We start from the raw sequence: 17194 nt of genomic DNA, 5'->3' as shown, positions 1-17194 counted from the left end.
CATTGGCACGGTCAAATCAACGCTAAAACCTTGGCGATAGCCCGCTTTAGCAAGGAGTGCGGCGGCCAATTTCGGGTTGTATTCGGTTTGGCTGTTGGGATCGTAAGCCCACGACATGGGCGGCAGCAAACTGGTGGCCGGAGCGCCAGTGCCGTAATACACCGAGCTGAGCAGGGCATTGCGATCAATGGCAAGGTTAATCGCTTGACGGACTTCCACTTCAGACAAGGCCGGATGACGGGTATTCAAGGAGATAAAGGCGACGTTCATGCCGGTTTGAGATGACAAATGAAAACGCTTGTCATCGACGACCACAGGCAATTGACTAGCAACCGGCGAGGCGAGCACATCGCACTCACCAGTCAGCATTTTTGCTAAGGTGCCTGTGCCACGCGTTGAGACGTCAAATACCACCTGCTCCATGGGTGCTGGGCCCTGCCAATACTGCCAATGGCGACGCAAGCGAATAAATTCGCGTGGTTGAAACTCTGCCAGTGCAAATGGGCCCGTACCGACCGGATAGGTATCTATCTTTTTTGGGGTGCCAGCAGTAAGAAGTTGATCCGCATACTCTTTCGAGAGGATCACCGAAAAGTTGGTTGCCAAAGTGGATAAAAAAGATACATCAGGGCGTGAGAGCGTAAATTGAACGCGATAAGTGTCCAAAGCTCTTACGTCTTTCAATAACCCCGAGAAGTCCATGCTATCAAACCAAGGGTACTGGCCACCGGAGACAGGATGGTAAGGGTGATTGTTGTCGATGAGACGGCGAAATGAAAAGACCACATCATCAGCATTGAGGTAGCGTGACGGCGTAAACTGCACACTGCGATGAAACGCAACGCCCCGCCGCAGAGAGAACGTGTAGGTTTTACCATCCTCGCTGACTTCCCAGCTTTTCGCCAACATGGGTTCGGGCTGATACGTCTTAGGGTTTAGACGCAAAAGGCGATCGTAAAGCTGGCTCGATAAGGTATCGGCCGTGAGGCCGCCGTCGGTCAGTTGAGGGTTAAACGTGGTGGGCTGGCCCGGGCCACAAAAAACAAAGCCACGATTGTCGGCCGCACGTTGGTCCGTGGAGGCATCACAGCCTGCGAGGATCAAGCCGCTGACCCCAAGGATCAAAAATTGGATGAAAACGCGCATAAACCAAGTGAAATCAGCTATCAAAGTAAACCCCGTAATCTACCACCGAAACGGCCTTACCACCAAGCAAAGTAAGGGCAATGTCACGTATCATTTTCCCAGTGATGTACGTATTGGCTTACATCATTGTTCGTCGTTGCCCACATTGTGTTTCCGTAACAGCCCCCTGAGTTGATGGTAGCTGAGGCCGAGTAACTGCGCGGCTTTTCTTTGATGATATTTGGCCTGTGTCATCGCCGCCATCAGCATGGCCTTTTCCATCTCGTTTTGCCACTCCCGCAAATCTACCGGTAACGCAGGGATCGTCCCGCCTTGGTTGTCGGCCGCCGCATTGGTTTGACGTGGCGAGATCATCTCGGCTCGCCAAGGTGGTGTGAACGGGTCCAGACACAGAGATTCAACCGGCGTATCGGGATCATTGTGACGATACAAGGCGCGTTCCACACTGTTTTTAAGCTCGCGTACATTGCCAGGCCAAGGGTGGGCAAGTAACTGTGCTTGGGCTTGGGCAGAAAAACCGGCGAAGTAGCTATAGCCTAACTCGACCGCCATTTTTAGAGCGAAATGCTCGGCGAGTAATAAGATATCTTGTCGCCGCTCACGCAGTGGCGGTAGATGGACAACGTCAAACGCAAGGCGGTCTAACAGATCAGGCCGGAAGTCCCCACGCGTTGCCATCGCAGGAAGGTCTTCATTGGTCGCACAAATCAAGCGCACGTCCGCCTGCTTGGGCTGAGATCCTCCCACACGCTCATATTCGCCATACTCAATCACGCGAAGGAGCTTTTCTTGCACGCCCAAGGGGGCGGTGCCGACTTCATCTAAAAATAAGGTGCCACCTTCGGCACGCTCAAAGCGACCCGCATGACGCCCTTTGGCGCTCGTGAAGGCGCCCGCTTCATGACCAAACAGTTCAGAATCGATAAGACCTTCACTTAATGCGGCGCAATTTAAACTGACGAGGGGCTGAGACCAGCGATGTGATAAGTAGTGCAAGCGTTGGGCAATCAGCTCCTTGCCGGTACCGCGCTCGCCAAGGATCAGCACGGGACGATTTAATGGCGCGAGCCGCGAGACGTGGTCCAACACGGCTAAAAAGCGATCGGATTCTCCGATTAAATTGTCTTGTTCACGCATGGCGATTTTTACCAAATAGTGGTTTTATTCATCATGGCGCGTTTGATGGTAGGATGCAATAAACTTTAAGTGTCTGAAATATAAAGATTAAAAAGTTGGCACGTTAGTTGATTATACATTGGCTAGCAAACTATGGCTGAGCGATGGCGCTCAGACGAATCAGGCACAATGAGCATGTAATCTACTGCTTTGGTGCATCATTAAGGAGTCTATGATGGGTATTTTTTCTCGTTTCGCTGACATCGTAAATGCTAACGTCAATTCGCTGTTAGACAAGGCAGAGGATCCACAAAAAATGATCCGTCTTATTATTCAAGAGATGGAAGACACGCTGGTCGAAGTACGCACATCGTCCGCGAAAGCGCTCGCGGATAAAAAAGAAGTGGCGCGTAAGATTGAAAACGTCAATCGCCAGCTCCAAGAATGGCAAGATAAAGCCTCCTTGGCGCTGCAAAAAGATCGGGAAGATTTGGCGCGAGCAGCATTAATCGAAAAACAAAAAGCGCATGATATCAAAGTCGCGCTGGAAGAAGAGTTAAGCTTAATCGAAGAAAGTGTCGATAAGCTGAGCGGTGAAATCGCCGCACTTGAGACCAAACTGACGGATACCCGCGCGCGTCAGCAGTCGCTGGCTATTCGACGTGAAACCGCCGGAAATCGCCGTGACGTGCGTCGCCACTTAGGAAGCGGCCGTGCTGATGAGGCAATGGCAAAGTTTGAACAATATGAGCGTCGTATTGACGAACTAGAAGCGGAAGCAGACAGCTATCAAATGGGCAAAGGCAAGCGACTCGAAGATGAGTTTGCCGATCTGCAAGCTCAAGATGAAATTGAAAAAGAATTGGCGGCACTAAAAGCCAAAATGAACGATAAGCAATAACAACCACGATAGGAGCGAACATGTCATCATTCTTTTTAGGCATACCACTGGCGATTTTCTTGCTATTTGTCGCCCCGTTGTGGCTGATGCTGCACTATCGTAGTAAGCGTCAAATTGGGCAAGGCTTGAGTGGACAAGATTATGAAACGCTGCAATCACTGGCGCAGCGTGCTGAAAAGCTGCAGACCCGTGTGGATAACCTCGAGCGTTTGCTCGATGCTGAAGCACCCCAATGGAGGCAACGCGCATGAGTCAAACCCTGTATCGTGACCCGGAAAATGGACGCATTGGCGGTGTGTGCGCTGGCATTGCCAATTACTTTGGCATGGAAACCTGGTTGGTGCGTATCTTGACGGTTTCTGCGTTTCTGATTGGTTTTGGCTTTTTTGTGATTGTCGCGTATATCGCTGCGATGTTGATCCTCGATAAAAAGCCGACCCAGCCTGATGAACAACCCGATGCGACACCGCAGCCTGAACACCAAGTGAAACAAAAGGCGTGGCAATCGGGAAAGCCGGCGAGCCAACTGATTGCGGATCTCGATCGCGAGTTTAGCGAGATGGAAGCAAAAGTTGGCCAGATGGAAGCTTATGTCACCTCCTCGGCATTCAATGTCGACCAAGCCTTTAAAAAGCTGTAAAGCGTTTATGACTTAACAGCTACACAGAACCTATTCACGCTGTCCCATCGGATTCCTCTCGGGACAGCGTGGTCATAAAGGAGTCAATCTAACCGATGCCATCAGTGAAAAGGCGCGTAAAGCAGTGGGTAAGCCGCGGGGCTGACCGTCATGTGCGTCTCGCCGTTACCGGTTTATCTCGCGCGGGTAAAACCGCGTTTATTACCTCACTCATTAATCAGCTGACCCATTTAGGCACCCAGCCAAACTTGCCGTTACTGCAACTGGTGCAGCAAGGGCGCGCGCTGGGCGCACGTCGTGAGCCACACCCTCACATGCATCTTCCCGCGTTTGATTATGAAAACGCCATGCATGCCCTGCAAATGACACCGCCGACGTGGCCCTCGCCAACGCGAGATGTGAGTGAGGTGAGAGTGGCCGTGCGCTATCGCCCTCAATCTGCCGCCATGCGCGCGTTGAATGACATGGCTACCTTGTATGTCGATATTGTCGATTATCCGGGCGAATGGTTGTTGGACTTACCCTTGCTGAGCCAAAGTTACCCCCAGTGGTCGCAAAAGCAGTCCAGTATGTTAACGGGGAAACGCGCGGAACTTGCCAAGGTGTGGCAAGCGAAAGCGGCTCAACTGGACCCGCTTGCGCCGGCAGATGAAAAACAATTGGCAGAGGTCGCGGCAAGCTTTACTGAGTTTTTGCATGCTTGCAAAGCGCATGGAGGCTTACATTGGGTTCAGCCGGGACGGTTCGTGTTACCCGGTGAATTAGCTGGCGCGCCGGTCGTGCAGTTCTTCCCTTGGATGGGGGCATTAACTGACGATATCAAAGCCAAAGCGGACAAGCACACTAACTATGGCTTACTCAAGGCACGTTACGACTATTATTGTGAGCACGTGGTCGCTCAGTTCTACCGTGAGCATTTCGCTAAGATCGATCGCCAAGTGATCTTGGTCGATACGTTGCAGCCGCTCAATGTGGGGCCGGATGCCTTTCACGATATGCGTTTGGCGGTTGAGCAATTAATGCAGAGCTTTAAATATGGTAAATCTGGATTGCTCAAACGGCTATTCTCCCCGCGGATCGATAAAGTCTTGTTTGCGGCGACCAAAGCCGATCACGTTACGCCCGAACAACATCCGAATATGGTCAGCTTACTGCAACAAATTGTCCACCAAGCATGGCAACAAGCGGCTTTCGAAGGCATAGAGATGCGCTGCCAAAGTGTCGCATCCGTGGCGGCAACGACGCCCGGTTTCGTTGATGTTAAAGGCACCCAACACGCTGCACTGAAAGGCGAATTAGACGACGGCTCGGGGGTGACACTGTATCCGGGCGATGTACCAAACCAACTCCCCGATGCGGATTTTTGGCAACATCAAGGCTTTGATTTTCCATCATTTAGGCCGCCTCATGTGCCATTAGATGCGCCGTTGCCACACATCCGCATGGACAAAGCGCTCGACTATTTGCTCGGCGATAAATTTCGATAAGAGAGGGTGAGATGACGCAATATAAACCCAAGCAGACGTTCACTCATCATGGCGATAATGATGAGGCGAGTGCTTTTCATGATGTGAAACACCGTGCTGAATTTGATGCACAGGCTGACTTTTTGCCTGAAGCCACGTCGACACTCGAGTCGGATCTGGAAACGACGCTGACCCCTACGCGTACGCGTCGCCGTGTGTGGCCTTTTTTGGTGTTACTCGGCGTACTCTTGGCGGTTGTGCAGTCCGGTGTGAGTGTGTACCAATCGTGGCAGTCGCAAGATTGGCTGAGTTTAGCATGGCAAAGCTTATTGGTGGCGGTGGCCGCGACTGGGCTTGCGGTGCTGGGCCGTGAATGGCGAGCCATGCGTAAGTTAGTGCAGCGCGAGCAAACCCGCCAACATGCCGAGCAATTACTGGCTTCTGAGTCGGTTGGGCAGGGAGAGACCTTTTGTCGGACGCTGGCTGAGCGCACACAGCAAACCCATACTGCAGGGTTTGCCCACTGGCAAAGCCAAATCTCGGCCACGCATAACGATGGCGAAGTGTTGGCCCTGTATGAGCAAAATGTGTTAACCGACCAAGATAAAGCCGCGCGGTTATTAGTGACCAAATACGCGCAAGAAGCGGCACTTATGGTGGCGGTCAGCCCACTTGCGATTGCCGATATGTTGCTGGTGGCCTGGCGCAACTTGCATCTAATGACACGGATTGCGCAGATTTACGGTATTCAATTGGGTGTCAAAGCACGCTTCACCTTGCTAAAAATGGTGCTAACTAATATGGCTTTGGCAGGCGCCAGTGAGGCGATGACCGATGTGGGATTTGATGTCCTGTCGGTGAATATGGCCGGTCGCGTCTCCGGACGTGTGGCGCAAGGCTTGGGGATTGGGCTGCTGACGGCACGCTTGGGTCTTAAAACCATGACCTTAATGCGTCCGCTGCCTTGGCATGGCCAGCCCGCTCCGAGTTTGTCACAACTTCGTCGCGAGTTAGTTAAACGGCTTTTGGGTAAAGCTGAACGCTCAGCGTCGTAATGGGTCGCCCTTGGCCGCGAACTCGTCGCGATGCCAAGGGCGCGACAGACTCTCAGATCTGTTAGGTAATTCAACTTTATAATCAAAAATTTACCCAAACGGACAGTGTGCTACAAACGTGATATCAGGTGGCAAAAATTGCATCAGGGCTTGACTGTTTCCGCCAACCCGCTCAAACTCCGCTTCAGTGTCAACTTATCCTGACAGCTAATTCGGCTCCGACAGATAAACTGTTTGACCTCTTACCTAACTGACTGATGAGTGCCGTTTTTTTAACCCACTCATCCAACGATGTGACGAGCCGGTATTGGGTATCACTGTCAAGTTACAGGAATCCATTATGAGACTGAAAGTCTGTTGTGAAGACAGAATCGGGCTAACGCGCGAACTACTCGATATCTTGGTACGGCGTGAAATCGACCTGCGTGGTATCGAGATCGATCAAGTCGGCATTATCTACCTCAATTGCCCTGAAATTGAATTCGAAGCCTTTAGCCAACTAATGTCTGAAATCCGTTTGATTTCAGGCGTGACCGATGTGCGTAAAATCCAGTTTCTGCCTGCCGAACGCGAGCACCGTGAACTGCGCGCTCTGCTCGAAAGTCTGACTGATCCTGTGTTCTCGATTAACCTCGATGGTTATATCGATATGGCCAATAAAGCGGCACTGGATTTGATTAGCTCAAGCGAGCATCAATTAGTGGGCGAGCACGCCAACAGTGTGTTCCCTGATTTTCAATTTTCCCACTGGTTAGAAAAAGAAGAAGCAAGCCAAAGTTGCCGCATGGTTGTGATGGCCGGGCTCGACTTTCTGATGGAAGTGATGCCGGTTCACATTAACGATGAGAGTGATCAGCCCGTGCTGGTCAGCGCCGTTGTCCAGCTCAAGCAAGTGGCAATGAACAATACGCCACAAACCGTGTTCCGTACTCCTAGCGATCACGGTTTTGAGCATTTGGTAGGCCAATCTAACAAGTTTAAACAGCTGATTAGTCAAGCGAAAAAGCTTGCTATGCTCGACGCGCCATTATTAATCCAAGGTGAAACGGGTACCGGCAAGGAGATGATCGCTCGGGCTTGTCATCGCCATTCGCTGCGTGCGGATAAGCCGTTCTTATTGGTCAACTGTGTGTCTATGCCAGATAACGCCGCCGAAACTGAATTATTTGGTATGGCGGCGGCGGAAAATGGCGGCACAGCCAAAAAAGGGATTCTTGAGCAAGCTGATGGCGGGACGGTTTTCTTGTATGAAGTGGGCGAAATGAGCCGTCATCTGCAAGTAAAACTATTGCGTTTTATGCAAGATGGCACCTTCCGTCGCGTTGGCGAAGAGCGTGAAATGCACGTTGATGTGCGCGTGATTTGCTCGACACAAAAGAATCTGCCTGAACTGGTCGCGGCGCAGCAATTCCGTGAAGACTTGTTCTATCGGCTTAATGTCTTGTCGTTGACCGTGCCTCCTTTGCGTGAGCGTACCGCGGACGTCATGCCTTTGGCTGAACTATTTATCAAACAGTTTGCCGCCGATTTAGGCCAATCTAAGCCACGAATTGATAACGCGCTGGCTGATTACCTAACCCACTATGCGTGGCCGGGTAATATTCGCCAGCTTCGCAATATTTTGCTTCATGCCATGACCCAAATTGACGCAGAAGTGATGACGATCGACGACGTTCAGTTACCGGAGATCGAAAATACCCAATTCATCAGTGAAGAGTCTCTGGATGGTTCGCTGGATGAAATCATGAAGCGATATGAATCAGGGATCTTAAATAATCTCTATCGGAGTTATCCGTCGACCCGAAAACTCGCCAAACGCTTGGACGTGTCGCATACCGCGATTGCGAATAAGCTGCGTGACTACGGGATTGGCAAAAAGTAGTCAACTCGACGCGCACTAAGCGGGCCCCTCTAGGGGCTCGCCTTGCTCAAGTGCCAATAAGGCGTGTTTGAGCAAGGCGCCATAACGGTAATCACCCACTTGGTGGTGCTCGTTAAGGACACGATGGCAAGGGATGATGATAGGAATCGGATTCATGTTGCAGGCCATCGATACAGCACTGAGCATATGTGGCTCACCCAGTGCAGCAGCTAATTCTCGGTAGGTGCAGGTATCACCGTAGGGGATCTGCTGTATTTGCTGCCACAAACGACATTGAAACGGGCTGCCTTCCGGGCACAAGGGCAGTGAAAATTCAGTCCGTTGGCCTGAGAGGTACTCGAACAGCTGCGTTTTGTAGCGGTGGAGTGCTCTTGGGTCATGTTGCCACTCACGACTGGGCTCAAAGGGGTGATACACCGACAAGGTCAGCTGTCTTAGTCCGTGTTCGTCCGCTAATAAGCTGATTTGCCCTAGCGGTGTTGTCATGCAGTCAAAAAACATAATCGTTCGGAACCACAGAATGTCTGATCCCAGTATAAGCCGTTTCCCGCGTATCATTGTCGATGATTTACGGATTGATGCGATCTGTCACGAAGACGTGACGCGTATTGTTCAATACTTCCAACGTAATCGCACGTTCTTGACCCCGTGGGAGCCGACACGCACCGATGGTTTTTATACCGAGCAGGGCTGGAAACGCCGCGTATTGCAATTGATGGAGCTGCAAAAACACCAGCTGGCTTATTACTTTTTAATCGCAAAGCCAACCTCACCGCAGGTGTTAGGCGTGATCTCTTACACCAGCATGATGCAGTATCCGTCTTACTCATGCACTGTGGGTTACTCATTAGATGAGCTCGCTCAAGGGCAGGGAATTATGCGGCGCGCGTTATCAGCCACCAACCAATGGCTGTTTGATAACGTGAATATGCATCGCGTCTGCGCCTCTTATATGCCGAAAAATGAAAAAAGCGCCAAGGTGTTAGAAGCGGTTGGGTTTGAGCGCGAAGGGCGTGCGCGCGATTATTTGCTGATTAACGGACACTGGGAAGATCATATCTTAATGGCCCACATTAATCCGCGTTGGCAGCTACCTCGTCCTGAGAGCACGCAAAACGCGACCTCTCTTGGCTAACGGTTGGTGACGAAAAAGGGCGCCGCAGCGCCCTTGGTCATGGCTGATAGCCTCAATTATTTCACGGTCAGAACACGCATCGTGTTGGTTGAGCCGATCACTTCCATTTGGTCACCTTGGGTCATAATGACCTGATCCCCTTCATCCAAGAAGCCACCTTCTTTGAGGGTTTGCAGCGCGCGCTCGGCAACTTGCAGGCCGGCTCCGCTATCACTATCAAAGTACACCGGTGTGACCCCCCGATACAGCGCGGCACGATTGAGTGTGTGCTCGTGACGTGAGAGCGCGAAGATAGGTTTACCTGACGAAATACGCGACATCATTAAGGCGGTTCGGCCCGACTCGGTCAACGAGACCATGGCTTTCACCCCTTTCATATGGTTCGCCGCATACATGGTCGCCATCGAAACCGTCTCTTCTTGGCTATCAAATTGACGATCCAGGCGGTGATTCGACACATTGACGGACGGCATTTTTTCCGCCCCCATACAGACTTCGGCCATAGATCGAACGGTTTCTACGGGGTATTGTCCCGCCGCGGTTTCTGCAGAAAGCATGACGGCATCTGTTCCGTCGAGGACGGCGTTCGCCACATCCATGACTTCCGCGCGAGTTGGCATTGGCGCCGAAATCATCGACTCCATCATCTGAGTTGCTGTGATCACCAAACGGTTCATGCTACGGGCGCGGCGAATCAATTGCTTTTGGACCCCTACCAATTCAGGGTCGCCAATTTCAACGCCGAGATCGCCACGTGCCACCATCACCACATCTGATGCTTCGATGATGTCATCAATGCTGGCTTCGCTTGCCACGGTTTCAGCACGCTCAACTTTGGCGACCAATCGCGCCTCAAGGCCTGCGTCGCGGGCCAAGGTACGCGCGTAATTCATATCTTGACCGTTGCGCGGGAATGAAATTGCTAAGTAATCCACGCCAATTTTGGCGGCAGTATGAATGTCTTGTTTATCTTTTTCAGTCAATGCCGGCGCCGATAGACCGCCACCTTTTTTATTGATGCCCTTGTTGTTCGACAGCTTGCCACCGACCGTCACTTCGGTATGCACTTTCGCGCCGTCTACCGCCAACACTTTGAGTTGAACTCGGCCATCATCAAGCAACAGGATATCGCCATTGGTCACATCCTGAGGGAGCGCTTTGTAGTCGAGGCCGACTGCATCTTGATCACCCATACCCGGTGATAAGTCACCGTCTAGAGTAAATTTATCACCAACGGCCAGTTGGATTGCTCCGTCCTTAAAGGTCGATACACGGATTTTCGGCCCTTGTAGGTCGCCTAAAATACCAACATGACGACCTAATTTGGCCGCAATGGCTCGTACCTGTTCGGCACGCTTAATATGATCTTCTGCACTGCCGTGAGAAAAGTTGAGGCGAACCACGTTTGCGCCTGCCTTAATCACTGCTTCTAACACATCATCTTTATCAGTGGCAGGGCCGAGTGTTGTAACTATCTTGGTTCTTCTCAGTTTTGCAGACATGTTTAACTCCTGTTTTCATTGGGCTACGCCCAGACCGCGCATAGACCTGGATAGTGAGGTGCAACAGCAAAAACATCATGAAGCTCAACGTGCAACCAAGCACATTGCATCCAGTGTAGCGCAGGGAAAGCGTCGATCGTGTGACACAAAAAAGGAGTGCCGTGGGCACTCCTGCGTATTAAGTCAACGACTCTTTGTGAAAGCGTGAATCGCGAATCGCGTCTTTCACACGTTTCAAGTTTTCTCTAAACCCGGGACCGCGGCGAAGCGTGAAGCCAGTCGCTAGCACATCAATGACGGTCATTTGCACGACGCGACTCGCCATGGGCATATAGACGTCGGTATCTTCCGGGACATCAAGCTGAATGGTGTGTGAACACACTTTATCCAGCGGTGAGTCACGCTGGGTAATGCCGATAACCGTCGCGCCGTTTTCACGCGCTAAGTTCGCCACATCGACCAAGCTTTTGGTGCGGCCAGTGTGCGAGATCACCACCACGACGTCCCCATCGTTACAGTTAATACAGCTCATACGCTGCATTACGATGTCGTTGAAGCAAACAATGGGGATGTTAAAGCGGAAAAATTTGTTTTGTGCGTCATGCGCAACTGACGCCGAAGCACCGAGGCCAAAAAAGGCGATCTTTTTGGCTTGGGTCAGTAAATCCACCGCGCGATTAATTTGGTGGGTATCGATACTGTTTTTCGCGACATCCAAGCAGGCCATGGTGGATTCAAAAATTTTAGCGGTATAAGCGTCAGCACCATCGTTTTCTTCTACGTTACGATTGACGTAGGGTGTCCCGTTCGCGAGGCTTTGCGCAAGGTGCAATTTAAAATCAGGAAAACCCTTGGTGTCGAGTCGGCGACAGAAGCGGTTCACGGTTGGCTCACTCACATCCGCCATCTTAGCCAGTGTGGCAATGCTAGAGTGGATCGCAGTTTGTGGCGAGGCAACAATCACCTCAGCAACTTTTCTTTCAGATTTGCTGAAGTTTTCGAGATTTTTTTGTATTTTTTCCAGAGTATTCATTCGAGTTACCGCTTAAGTTCGTGACCAGAATGTAAAACAATCGTGACGTTATCCACGATCCAAATTCGATGTTAACTACGTATATCAACACGGTTTTTGACTACCGTTTCGTGGCATTTAGTCTATCTTCTCGCGCCTGCTAATGACATTATTATGACCATTCGAGCATGAAAACTTTGTCGCCATTCACGCTTTTGGTTATTTCCTTTCAGGATCACGGAATATATTTACAGCGTGAAATAAATAATAGACCAAAATAGGCGAAATAACGGCGCTGTTATCCATTACATTGAAAAATAATTACGTAACAAAAGGAGTGACTGTGACGGGTTTTAAAATAGGTATTTGTGGCTGTGGTTGGTTAGGCACGTCTTTGGCCAAACAGTTACTGGCTGCGGGCCATCATGTTGTAGGGACAAAGCGTGATGCGGCTGATGCACGGGCGCTCAGCGAGACGCTTGGGTGCGACGTGGTGCCGTTTGATGTGATGAAACCCGATTACACCTCCGCGGCATCCTTACTTGGCTGCGATATCGTCGTAATCAACATTGCTGCCGGACGGCGGAACGCAGACTTCAATGCCTATCAAGCAGCCATGACCGCATTTATCGACACATTGTTTGCCGCCGAGGTTAAGCATGTCCTCTTTATTAGCACCACCTCTGTGTATGGTGATTTGAAAGGGCAGGTGACAGAACACTCGATGCCGGCACCACAGACTGCATCTGGAAAAGCTCACCACGCGATTGAAGCGCACCTTCGCGCTCATTACGGTAATACCTCGACGGTGCTGCGTCTAGCCGGATTGATTGGTGGAGACCGTCATCCGTCGAAAACATTGGCAGGGCGGAGCGACTTGGCGGGTGCCAATGAGCCGGTCAATTTGGTGCACCGGGCGGATGTAATTAGCACCATTGCCGCAATTGTTCATCAGCAACAATGGGGACACACCTTTCACCTGTGTGCAGAGCTTCATCCTCCCAAAGCGACGTATTATCCGTGGGCCGCACGGGAAATGGGCCTAACGCCGCCGCAATTTACCGTCAGTGCGGGGGATGGTAAATGGATTGATGCTTCAGAAACGTTAAAGGCCCTTGGCTTGACGTTGCGATATGGCTCGMCCTATCAAATGATTGCCAATGGTGCTGTTAGCCCTGATTAAACACGGTGAGCGAAGATAAGTGCGCCCAAGATAAATAAGCCCAAGATAAATAAGCAAAGATCAAAAGCGGTTAGTGCCGTTAAAAAAAGAAAAGCCCACACAAGGTGGGCAAAAAATAAAGGTAGAGACAAACAAACTCTAAAGTGAGTAGAAAAAGCAGCAGCAGGTCGGAAAGAAAGAGAAATCATGCGCCCTCAATCGCTGAGGGAGATAAGGCATTTCTTACCGATGCACCCATTAGGACTGGGCGAAATTGAAGAAGTTCCTTAGGTTGAGAAAAACTGGCAATTATTTATTAATACGCGATTAATTCGTGATTTTTCTCACAAAAATTGTGCATTAGAGGAGGTGAATGGCAATATTTCTTTTGTCTCGTCACCGACTTAGCGTGGCGAGTTAGCATGTTGATGCGGCGCTGATTGAGTGCACGCACATAAAAAAGCCCACAAGCAACGAGCGAGTGGGCGTAGAAGAAAAGTCTTCTAGAAAAAGCAGTGGCACAGAGTGTGACCGCCATTAATGCGAAAGGGTTCCCAATTTTGCACAAAAAATCGCCTTTTTCTCCTCGTTGCATATTGACGTTGATCTTTTGCCCCCGACATTCAGTGTCATAGCGGGGATTGGCGGCAGAAATCACCATCCTATTTTTTACCAATCACCATACGCTATCGATTCGTTGCCTTGTGCTACTCGGTGTCGAGTGACTCCTTTCGCCACGGTAAGTCGCCCAAATACATGACCGAGTGTCGCTCGGAACAGTGCCTACCACGCGTCTTGCTCATAACACCGTTGAACCTATCGCTCGATATTCAGGAATGTGATGTTACTCATGTGATGATGGCGTGTTTCTATCTTGTTAAACCCAACATTGCGTTATAAAGTTAAACAAGCGTTTAATACAGGTGAATGAAAATGGCAGGACGAGGCGAAACCAAAGCAAAAATTCTGGATGCCGCGGAGCAACTCTTCGCCGAGCATGGGTTTAAGGAAACCTCACTTCGAACGATTACCGGCAAAGCGGGCGTTAACCTCGCGTCGGTGAACTACCATTTTGGGGATAAAAAATCACTGGTTCGGGCGGTATTAAGCCGTTATCTCGAGGCGTTTATGCCCGCGCTCGGAGAGCAACTGCAAGCGCTGCTCAGTGAACCCAATTGTACGATGGAACAAGTGTTTGCCTGTGCAAAACAACCTGTGCTTGCTCTTGATAAGTATCGCCCACATGGCGCCGCGACATTTATGCAGCTGATTGGACGTGGGTACAGCGATGTACAAGGGCACCTGCGTTGGTTTATTACCACCCGCTATGAGCATGTGCTCTCATTGTTTAACCAAGCGGTACGCAAAGCCAATCCAGATCTCACGTCAGAAGCGGTTTTTTGGCACTTACATTTCACCTTGGGCGCGGCGATTTTCACCATGGCGTCGAGTGAGGCATTGCGCGACATCGCCGAAAACGATTTTGGACGCACGTTAGATTCAGAAGCGATCGTTGACCGACTTATTCCGTATCTAGCTGCAGGGATGAACGCCAAACCAAGACAAGCGTCGCAAGATAACATCGTGGCATTTGCCGCAGAGTAACGCACGATTACCTTTGGGCTGATGGCGAAAAAATAAGCGCAAGGGACAGTCAAAGAGCGATGGGATTTAAGCCGTGCATCGCGCTGTTGTAACAACCCGTAAGCGGCACCCTAAGTGCCAAGTGAAAACCCGTTCTGGTCGCACAATAACACCAAAAAGAGTGCAACCATGATCAACAAAAGGACCTGAATCATGAGCTCTCAAACGTCAATGCGTCGATCACTGATTAGTGATAAAGCGTTTTCTTTCTTCAAAAAGGTACTGCCGCCGCTATCAGCGACCGAGCGTGAGGCGATGGAAGCCGGTAGCGTATGGTGGGACGGCGAGTTGTTCTCCGGCTCGCCAGATTGGCAAACCCTACACCAGTTCGGCAAGCCATCGTTAACCGCAGATGAGCAAGCCTTTATCGATAACCAGCTGGAAACGCTGCTGGCGATGCTCGACGACTTTAAAATCGTTCAAGAGCAAAAAGATCTGCCGGAAGAAGTGTGGGAATACCTCAAAAAAGAGCGCTTCTTTTCACTGATCATCCCCAAAGAATACGGCGGCCTCGCGTTTTCGGCGCTTGCCAACTCGACCATTGTATCGCGTATTGCCACTCGTAGTTTAAGTGCAGCAGTGACCGTGATGGTGCCAAACTCTTTGGGGCCGGGTGAACTACTGACTCACTATGGTACCCAAGAACAGCGTGATTATTGGTTGCCTCGCTTAGCGGATGGCCGTGAAGTGCCATGTTTTGGCTTGACAGGCCCAGAAGCCGGTTCGGATGCGGGAAGCATTCCTGACCGTGGTGTGGTGTGCATGGGCGAATACGAGGGCAAAGAAGTGCTGGGTATTCGCTTAAGCTGGAACAAGCGTTACATTACTCTCGCACCGGTGGCCACTGTGGTTGGTCTGGCATTTAAACTGGACGATCCTGACGGCATGCTCGGCGAGAAAAAAGAGCTTGGGATCACCTGTGCGCTGGTGCCTGCGGATCATCCCGGCGTTGAAATTGGTGATCGCCATAACCCGCTCAACATGGCGTTTATGAACGGTACTACTAAGGGCGAAGATGTCTTTATCCCTATCGATTGGGTGATCGGGGGCAAAGATTATGTCGGCCGCGGCTGGCGGATGCTGGTGGAATGCTTATCAGCAGGGCGCGGCATCTCCTTACCGGCGTTGGGTACGGCAGTGGGCCATTTGGCTAGCCGAACCACGGGTGCATACAGCTATGTACGTAAACAGTTCGGGATGCATATTGGTCGCTTTGAAGGAGTCGCCGAAGCATTAGGGCGGATGGGCGGATTGACTTATTTGCTAGAATCGACCCGCACGTTGACCACTACAGCGCTCGACAAAGGTGAGAAGCCAGCGATTATCACCGCGATCTCGAAATACCACATGACAGAGCTGGCGCGCACCATCTTAAACGATGCCATGGATATCCATGCTGGGCGTGCAATCCAATTGGGACCACTTAACTATATTGGCCATCACTACTTTGGGATTCCGGTCGCGATCACGGTAGAAGGGGCCAACATTTTGACCCGTAACCTGATGATCTTTGGCCAAGGGGCGACCCGTTGTCACCCATATGTACTCAAAGAAATGGAAGCGGCGGCGAACCCTGACCAAGAAGCTGGTGCGCAAGCGTTCGATAAGCTGCTGTTTAAGCACATCGGTCACGCGAGTAAAAACAGTGTGTTGGGCTTGGTTAACGCGCTAACCGGCTCCCTGACCAATCGCGCGCCAGTGAGTGGCGAAACGGCGAAATACTACCGTCATCTGACACGAATGAGCCGAGCATTGGCTGTGACCACCGATGTTGCCATGTTGGCCCTCGGCGGTGAGCTGAAACGCCGTGAAATGCTCTCAGCCCGTTTGGGTGATGTGTTAAGTCATCTTTATATGGCTTCTGCAGTACTGAAGCGCTTTGAAGATGAAGGACGTCCGCGTGCCGATTTGCCAATGGTGCACTATGCGCTGCAATACTGTTTAGCTCAGTGTGCAAAAGCCTTTGATGGCGCATTTAATAACTTCCCACGTAACGGTGTGGGTCGCAGCTTACGTGTACTTCTCTTCCCGTTGGGCATGCACTACAAAATGCCATCGGATAAATTGCTTAACCAAATTGCAGAGCAGCTGATGACACCGAGCGCGGATCGCGATCGCTGGACACACATTTGCTATGTGGGTGACAAGCCTGAAGATCCTGTTGCCGTGATGGAGCGTGCCTTTGTAGCCATGTGGGAATCACGCGATACCGACAAGGCGTTGATCAAAGCCGCCAAAGCGAAGCAAATCGACGGGAAAGCCAGCTTGGCTGATCGCTCACAGCAGGCCGTGGATCAAAACATCATTACCGCGCAAGCACGAGAGAAACTGCTTGAGGCTGATGCGCTACGTGCATATGCGGTTCAAGTTGATGATTTTAAAGCGGAATGGTTTGCATCTAGCCAGCTAGAAGGTGGTGCGATTAAAAAGCCGAACCCAAACAAAGCGGCTTAACTGCAAAGAGAACCGCACCATGACGACAAAAAGCGCTTGCTTCGGCAGGCGCTTTTTTATGAGACAGCGGCTTACTATG

At 50.9% G+C, this 17194-nt stretch carries 15 protein-coding genes; 10 read left to right on the top strand and 5 right to left on the bottom strand.

The window, feature by feature from the left end; translation table 11 throughout:
• The coding region (locus BZJ17_RS11225; protein WP_241836792.1) for an ABC transporter substrate-binding protein at nt 1–1170 on the bottom strand (1170 nt) is incomplete at its 3' end.
• 99 nt (nt 1171–1269) lie between these two features.
• Nucleotides 1270–2283, bottom strand: a complete 1014-nt coding sequence (gene pspF / locus BZJ17_RS11220) for a phage shock protein operon transcriptional activator (RefSeq protein WP_077640773.1) — start codon at nt 2281–2283, stop codon at nt 1270–1272.
• Between the two features lie 214 nt (nt 2284–2497).
• Between pspF and pspA the strand changes: the two genes are divergently transcribed.
• The 6 genes from pspA to tyrR all read left to right on the top strand — a co-directional run bounded on the left by pspA (nt 2498) and on the right by tyrR (nt 8206).
• The gene (gene pspA, locus BZJ17_RS11215) at nt 2498–3163 is read left to right on the top strand and encodes a phage shock protein PspA (RefSeq protein ID WP_069588891.1); all 666 of its coding nucleotides are present in this window, start codon (nt 2498–2500) and stop codon (nt 3161–3163) included.
• Nucleotides 3164–3183: 20 nt separating this feature from the next.
• The gene (gene pspB, locus BZJ17_RS11210; protein WP_069588893.1) at nt 3184–3414 is read left to right on the top strand and encodes an envelope stress response membrane protein PspB; all 231 of its coding nucleotides are present in this window, start codon (nt 3184–3186) and stop codon (nt 3412–3414) included.
• Nucleotides 3411–3803: an envelope stress response membrane protein PspC gene (gene pspC / locus BZJ17_RS11205; RefSeq protein WP_069588895.1), complete on the top strand. Its 393-nt coding sequence runs from the start codon at nt 3411–3413 to the stop codon at nt 3801–3803. Before pspB ends, pspC begins: the two co-directional genes overlap by 4 nt.
• Nucleotides 3804–3898: 95 nt before the next feature.
• Nucleotides 3899–5290 carry a YcjX family protein gene (locus BZJ17_RS11200; protein WP_077640772.1) on the top strand — a complete coding sequence of 464 codons (1392 nt, stop codon included), beginning with the start codon at nt 3899–3901 and terminating at the stop codon, nt 5288–5290.
• Between the two features lie 11 nt (nt 5291–5301).
• Complete coding sequence (locus BZJ17_RS11195) at nt 5302–6324, top strand: TIGR01620 family protein (protein WP_077640771.1); 1023 nt, start codon at nt 5302–5304, stop codon at nt 6322–6324.
• A 340-nt stretch (nt 6325–6664) separates the two neighbouring features.
• Nucleotides 6665–8206: a transcriptional regulator TyrR gene (gene tyrR / locus BZJ17_RS11190; RefSeq protein ID WP_069588901.1), complete on the top strand. Its 1542-nt coding sequence runs from the start codon at nt 6665–6667 to the stop codon at nt 8204–8206.
• 15 nt (nt 8207–8221) lie between these two features.
• On the opposite strand, the gene BZJ17_RS11185 is transcribed toward tyrR, so the two are convergent.
• Nucleotides 8222–8692, bottom strand: a complete 471-nt coding sequence (locus BZJ17_RS11185; protein WP_241836791.1) for a methylated-DNA--[protein]-cysteine S-methyltransferase — start codon at nt 8690–8692, stop codon at nt 8222–8224.
• A 34-nt stretch (nt 8693–8726) separates the two neighbouring features.
• On the opposite strand from BZJ17_RS11185, the gene BZJ17_RS11180 reads away from it, so the two are divergent.
• Nucleotides 8727–9341 carry a GNAT family N-acetyltransferase gene (locus BZJ17_RS11180; RefSeq protein WP_077640769.1) on the top strand — a complete coding sequence of 205 codons (615 nt, stop codon included), beginning with the start codon at nt 8727–8729 and terminating at the stop codon, nt 9339–9341.
• 56 nt (nt 9342–9397) lie between these two features.
• Here the strand turns inward: BZJ17_RS11180 and pyk are convergent, their stop codons facing one another.
• Nucleotides 9398–10843 (bottom strand): pyruvate kinase, encoded by a 1446-nt coding sequence (pyk, locus tag BZJ17_RS11175; RefSeq protein WP_077480431.1) that lies wholly within the window; start codon nt 10841–10843, stop codon nt 9398–9400.
• Nucleotides 10844–11021: 178 nt separating this feature from the next.
• Complete coding sequence (locus tag BZJ17_RS11170; protein ID WP_069588909.1) at nt 11022–11876, bottom strand: MurR/RpiR family transcriptional regulator; 855 nt, start codon at nt 11874–11876, stop codon at nt 11022–11024.
• Between the two features lie 322 nt (nt 11877–12198).
• Here BZJ17_RS11170 and BZJ17_RS11165 point away from each other — a divergent pair, with 322 nt between their 5' ends.
• From BZJ17_RS11165 to BZJ17_RS11155, 3 genes are all read left to right on the top strand, one after another.
• Nucleotides 12199–13038, top strand: coding sequence for an SDR family oxidoreductase (locus BZJ17_RS11165; RefSeq protein ID WP_157893184.1), 840 nt, complete (start codon nt 12199–12201; stop codon nt 13036–13038).
• Between the two features lie 912 nt (nt 13039–13950).
• The gene (locus tag BZJ17_RS11160) at nt 13951–14622 is read left to right on the top strand and encodes a TetR/AcrR family transcriptional regulator (RefSeq protein ID WP_077640767.1); all 672 of its coding nucleotides are present in this window, start codon (nt 13951–13953) and stop codon (nt 14620–14622) included.
• A gap of 192 nt (nt 14623–14814) precedes the next feature.
• Nucleotides 14815–17115: an acyl-CoA dehydrogenase gene (locus tag BZJ17_RS11155; protein WP_077640766.1), complete on the top strand. Its 2301-nt coding sequence runs from the start codon at nt 14815–14817 to the stop codon at nt 17113–17115.
• Nucleotides 17116–17194 lie beyond the last annotated feature (79 nt).

This window comes from Salinivibrio sp. IB574 (assembly GCF_001996205.1).
Taxonomy (GTDB): domain Bacteria; phylum Pseudomonadota; class Gammaproteobacteria; order Enterobacterales; family Vibrionaceae; genus Salinivibrio; species Salinivibrio proteolyticus.
The sequence above is the reverse complement of the archived record's forward strand: the minus strand, read 5'-3'. Positions and strand labels throughout refer to the sequence as shown.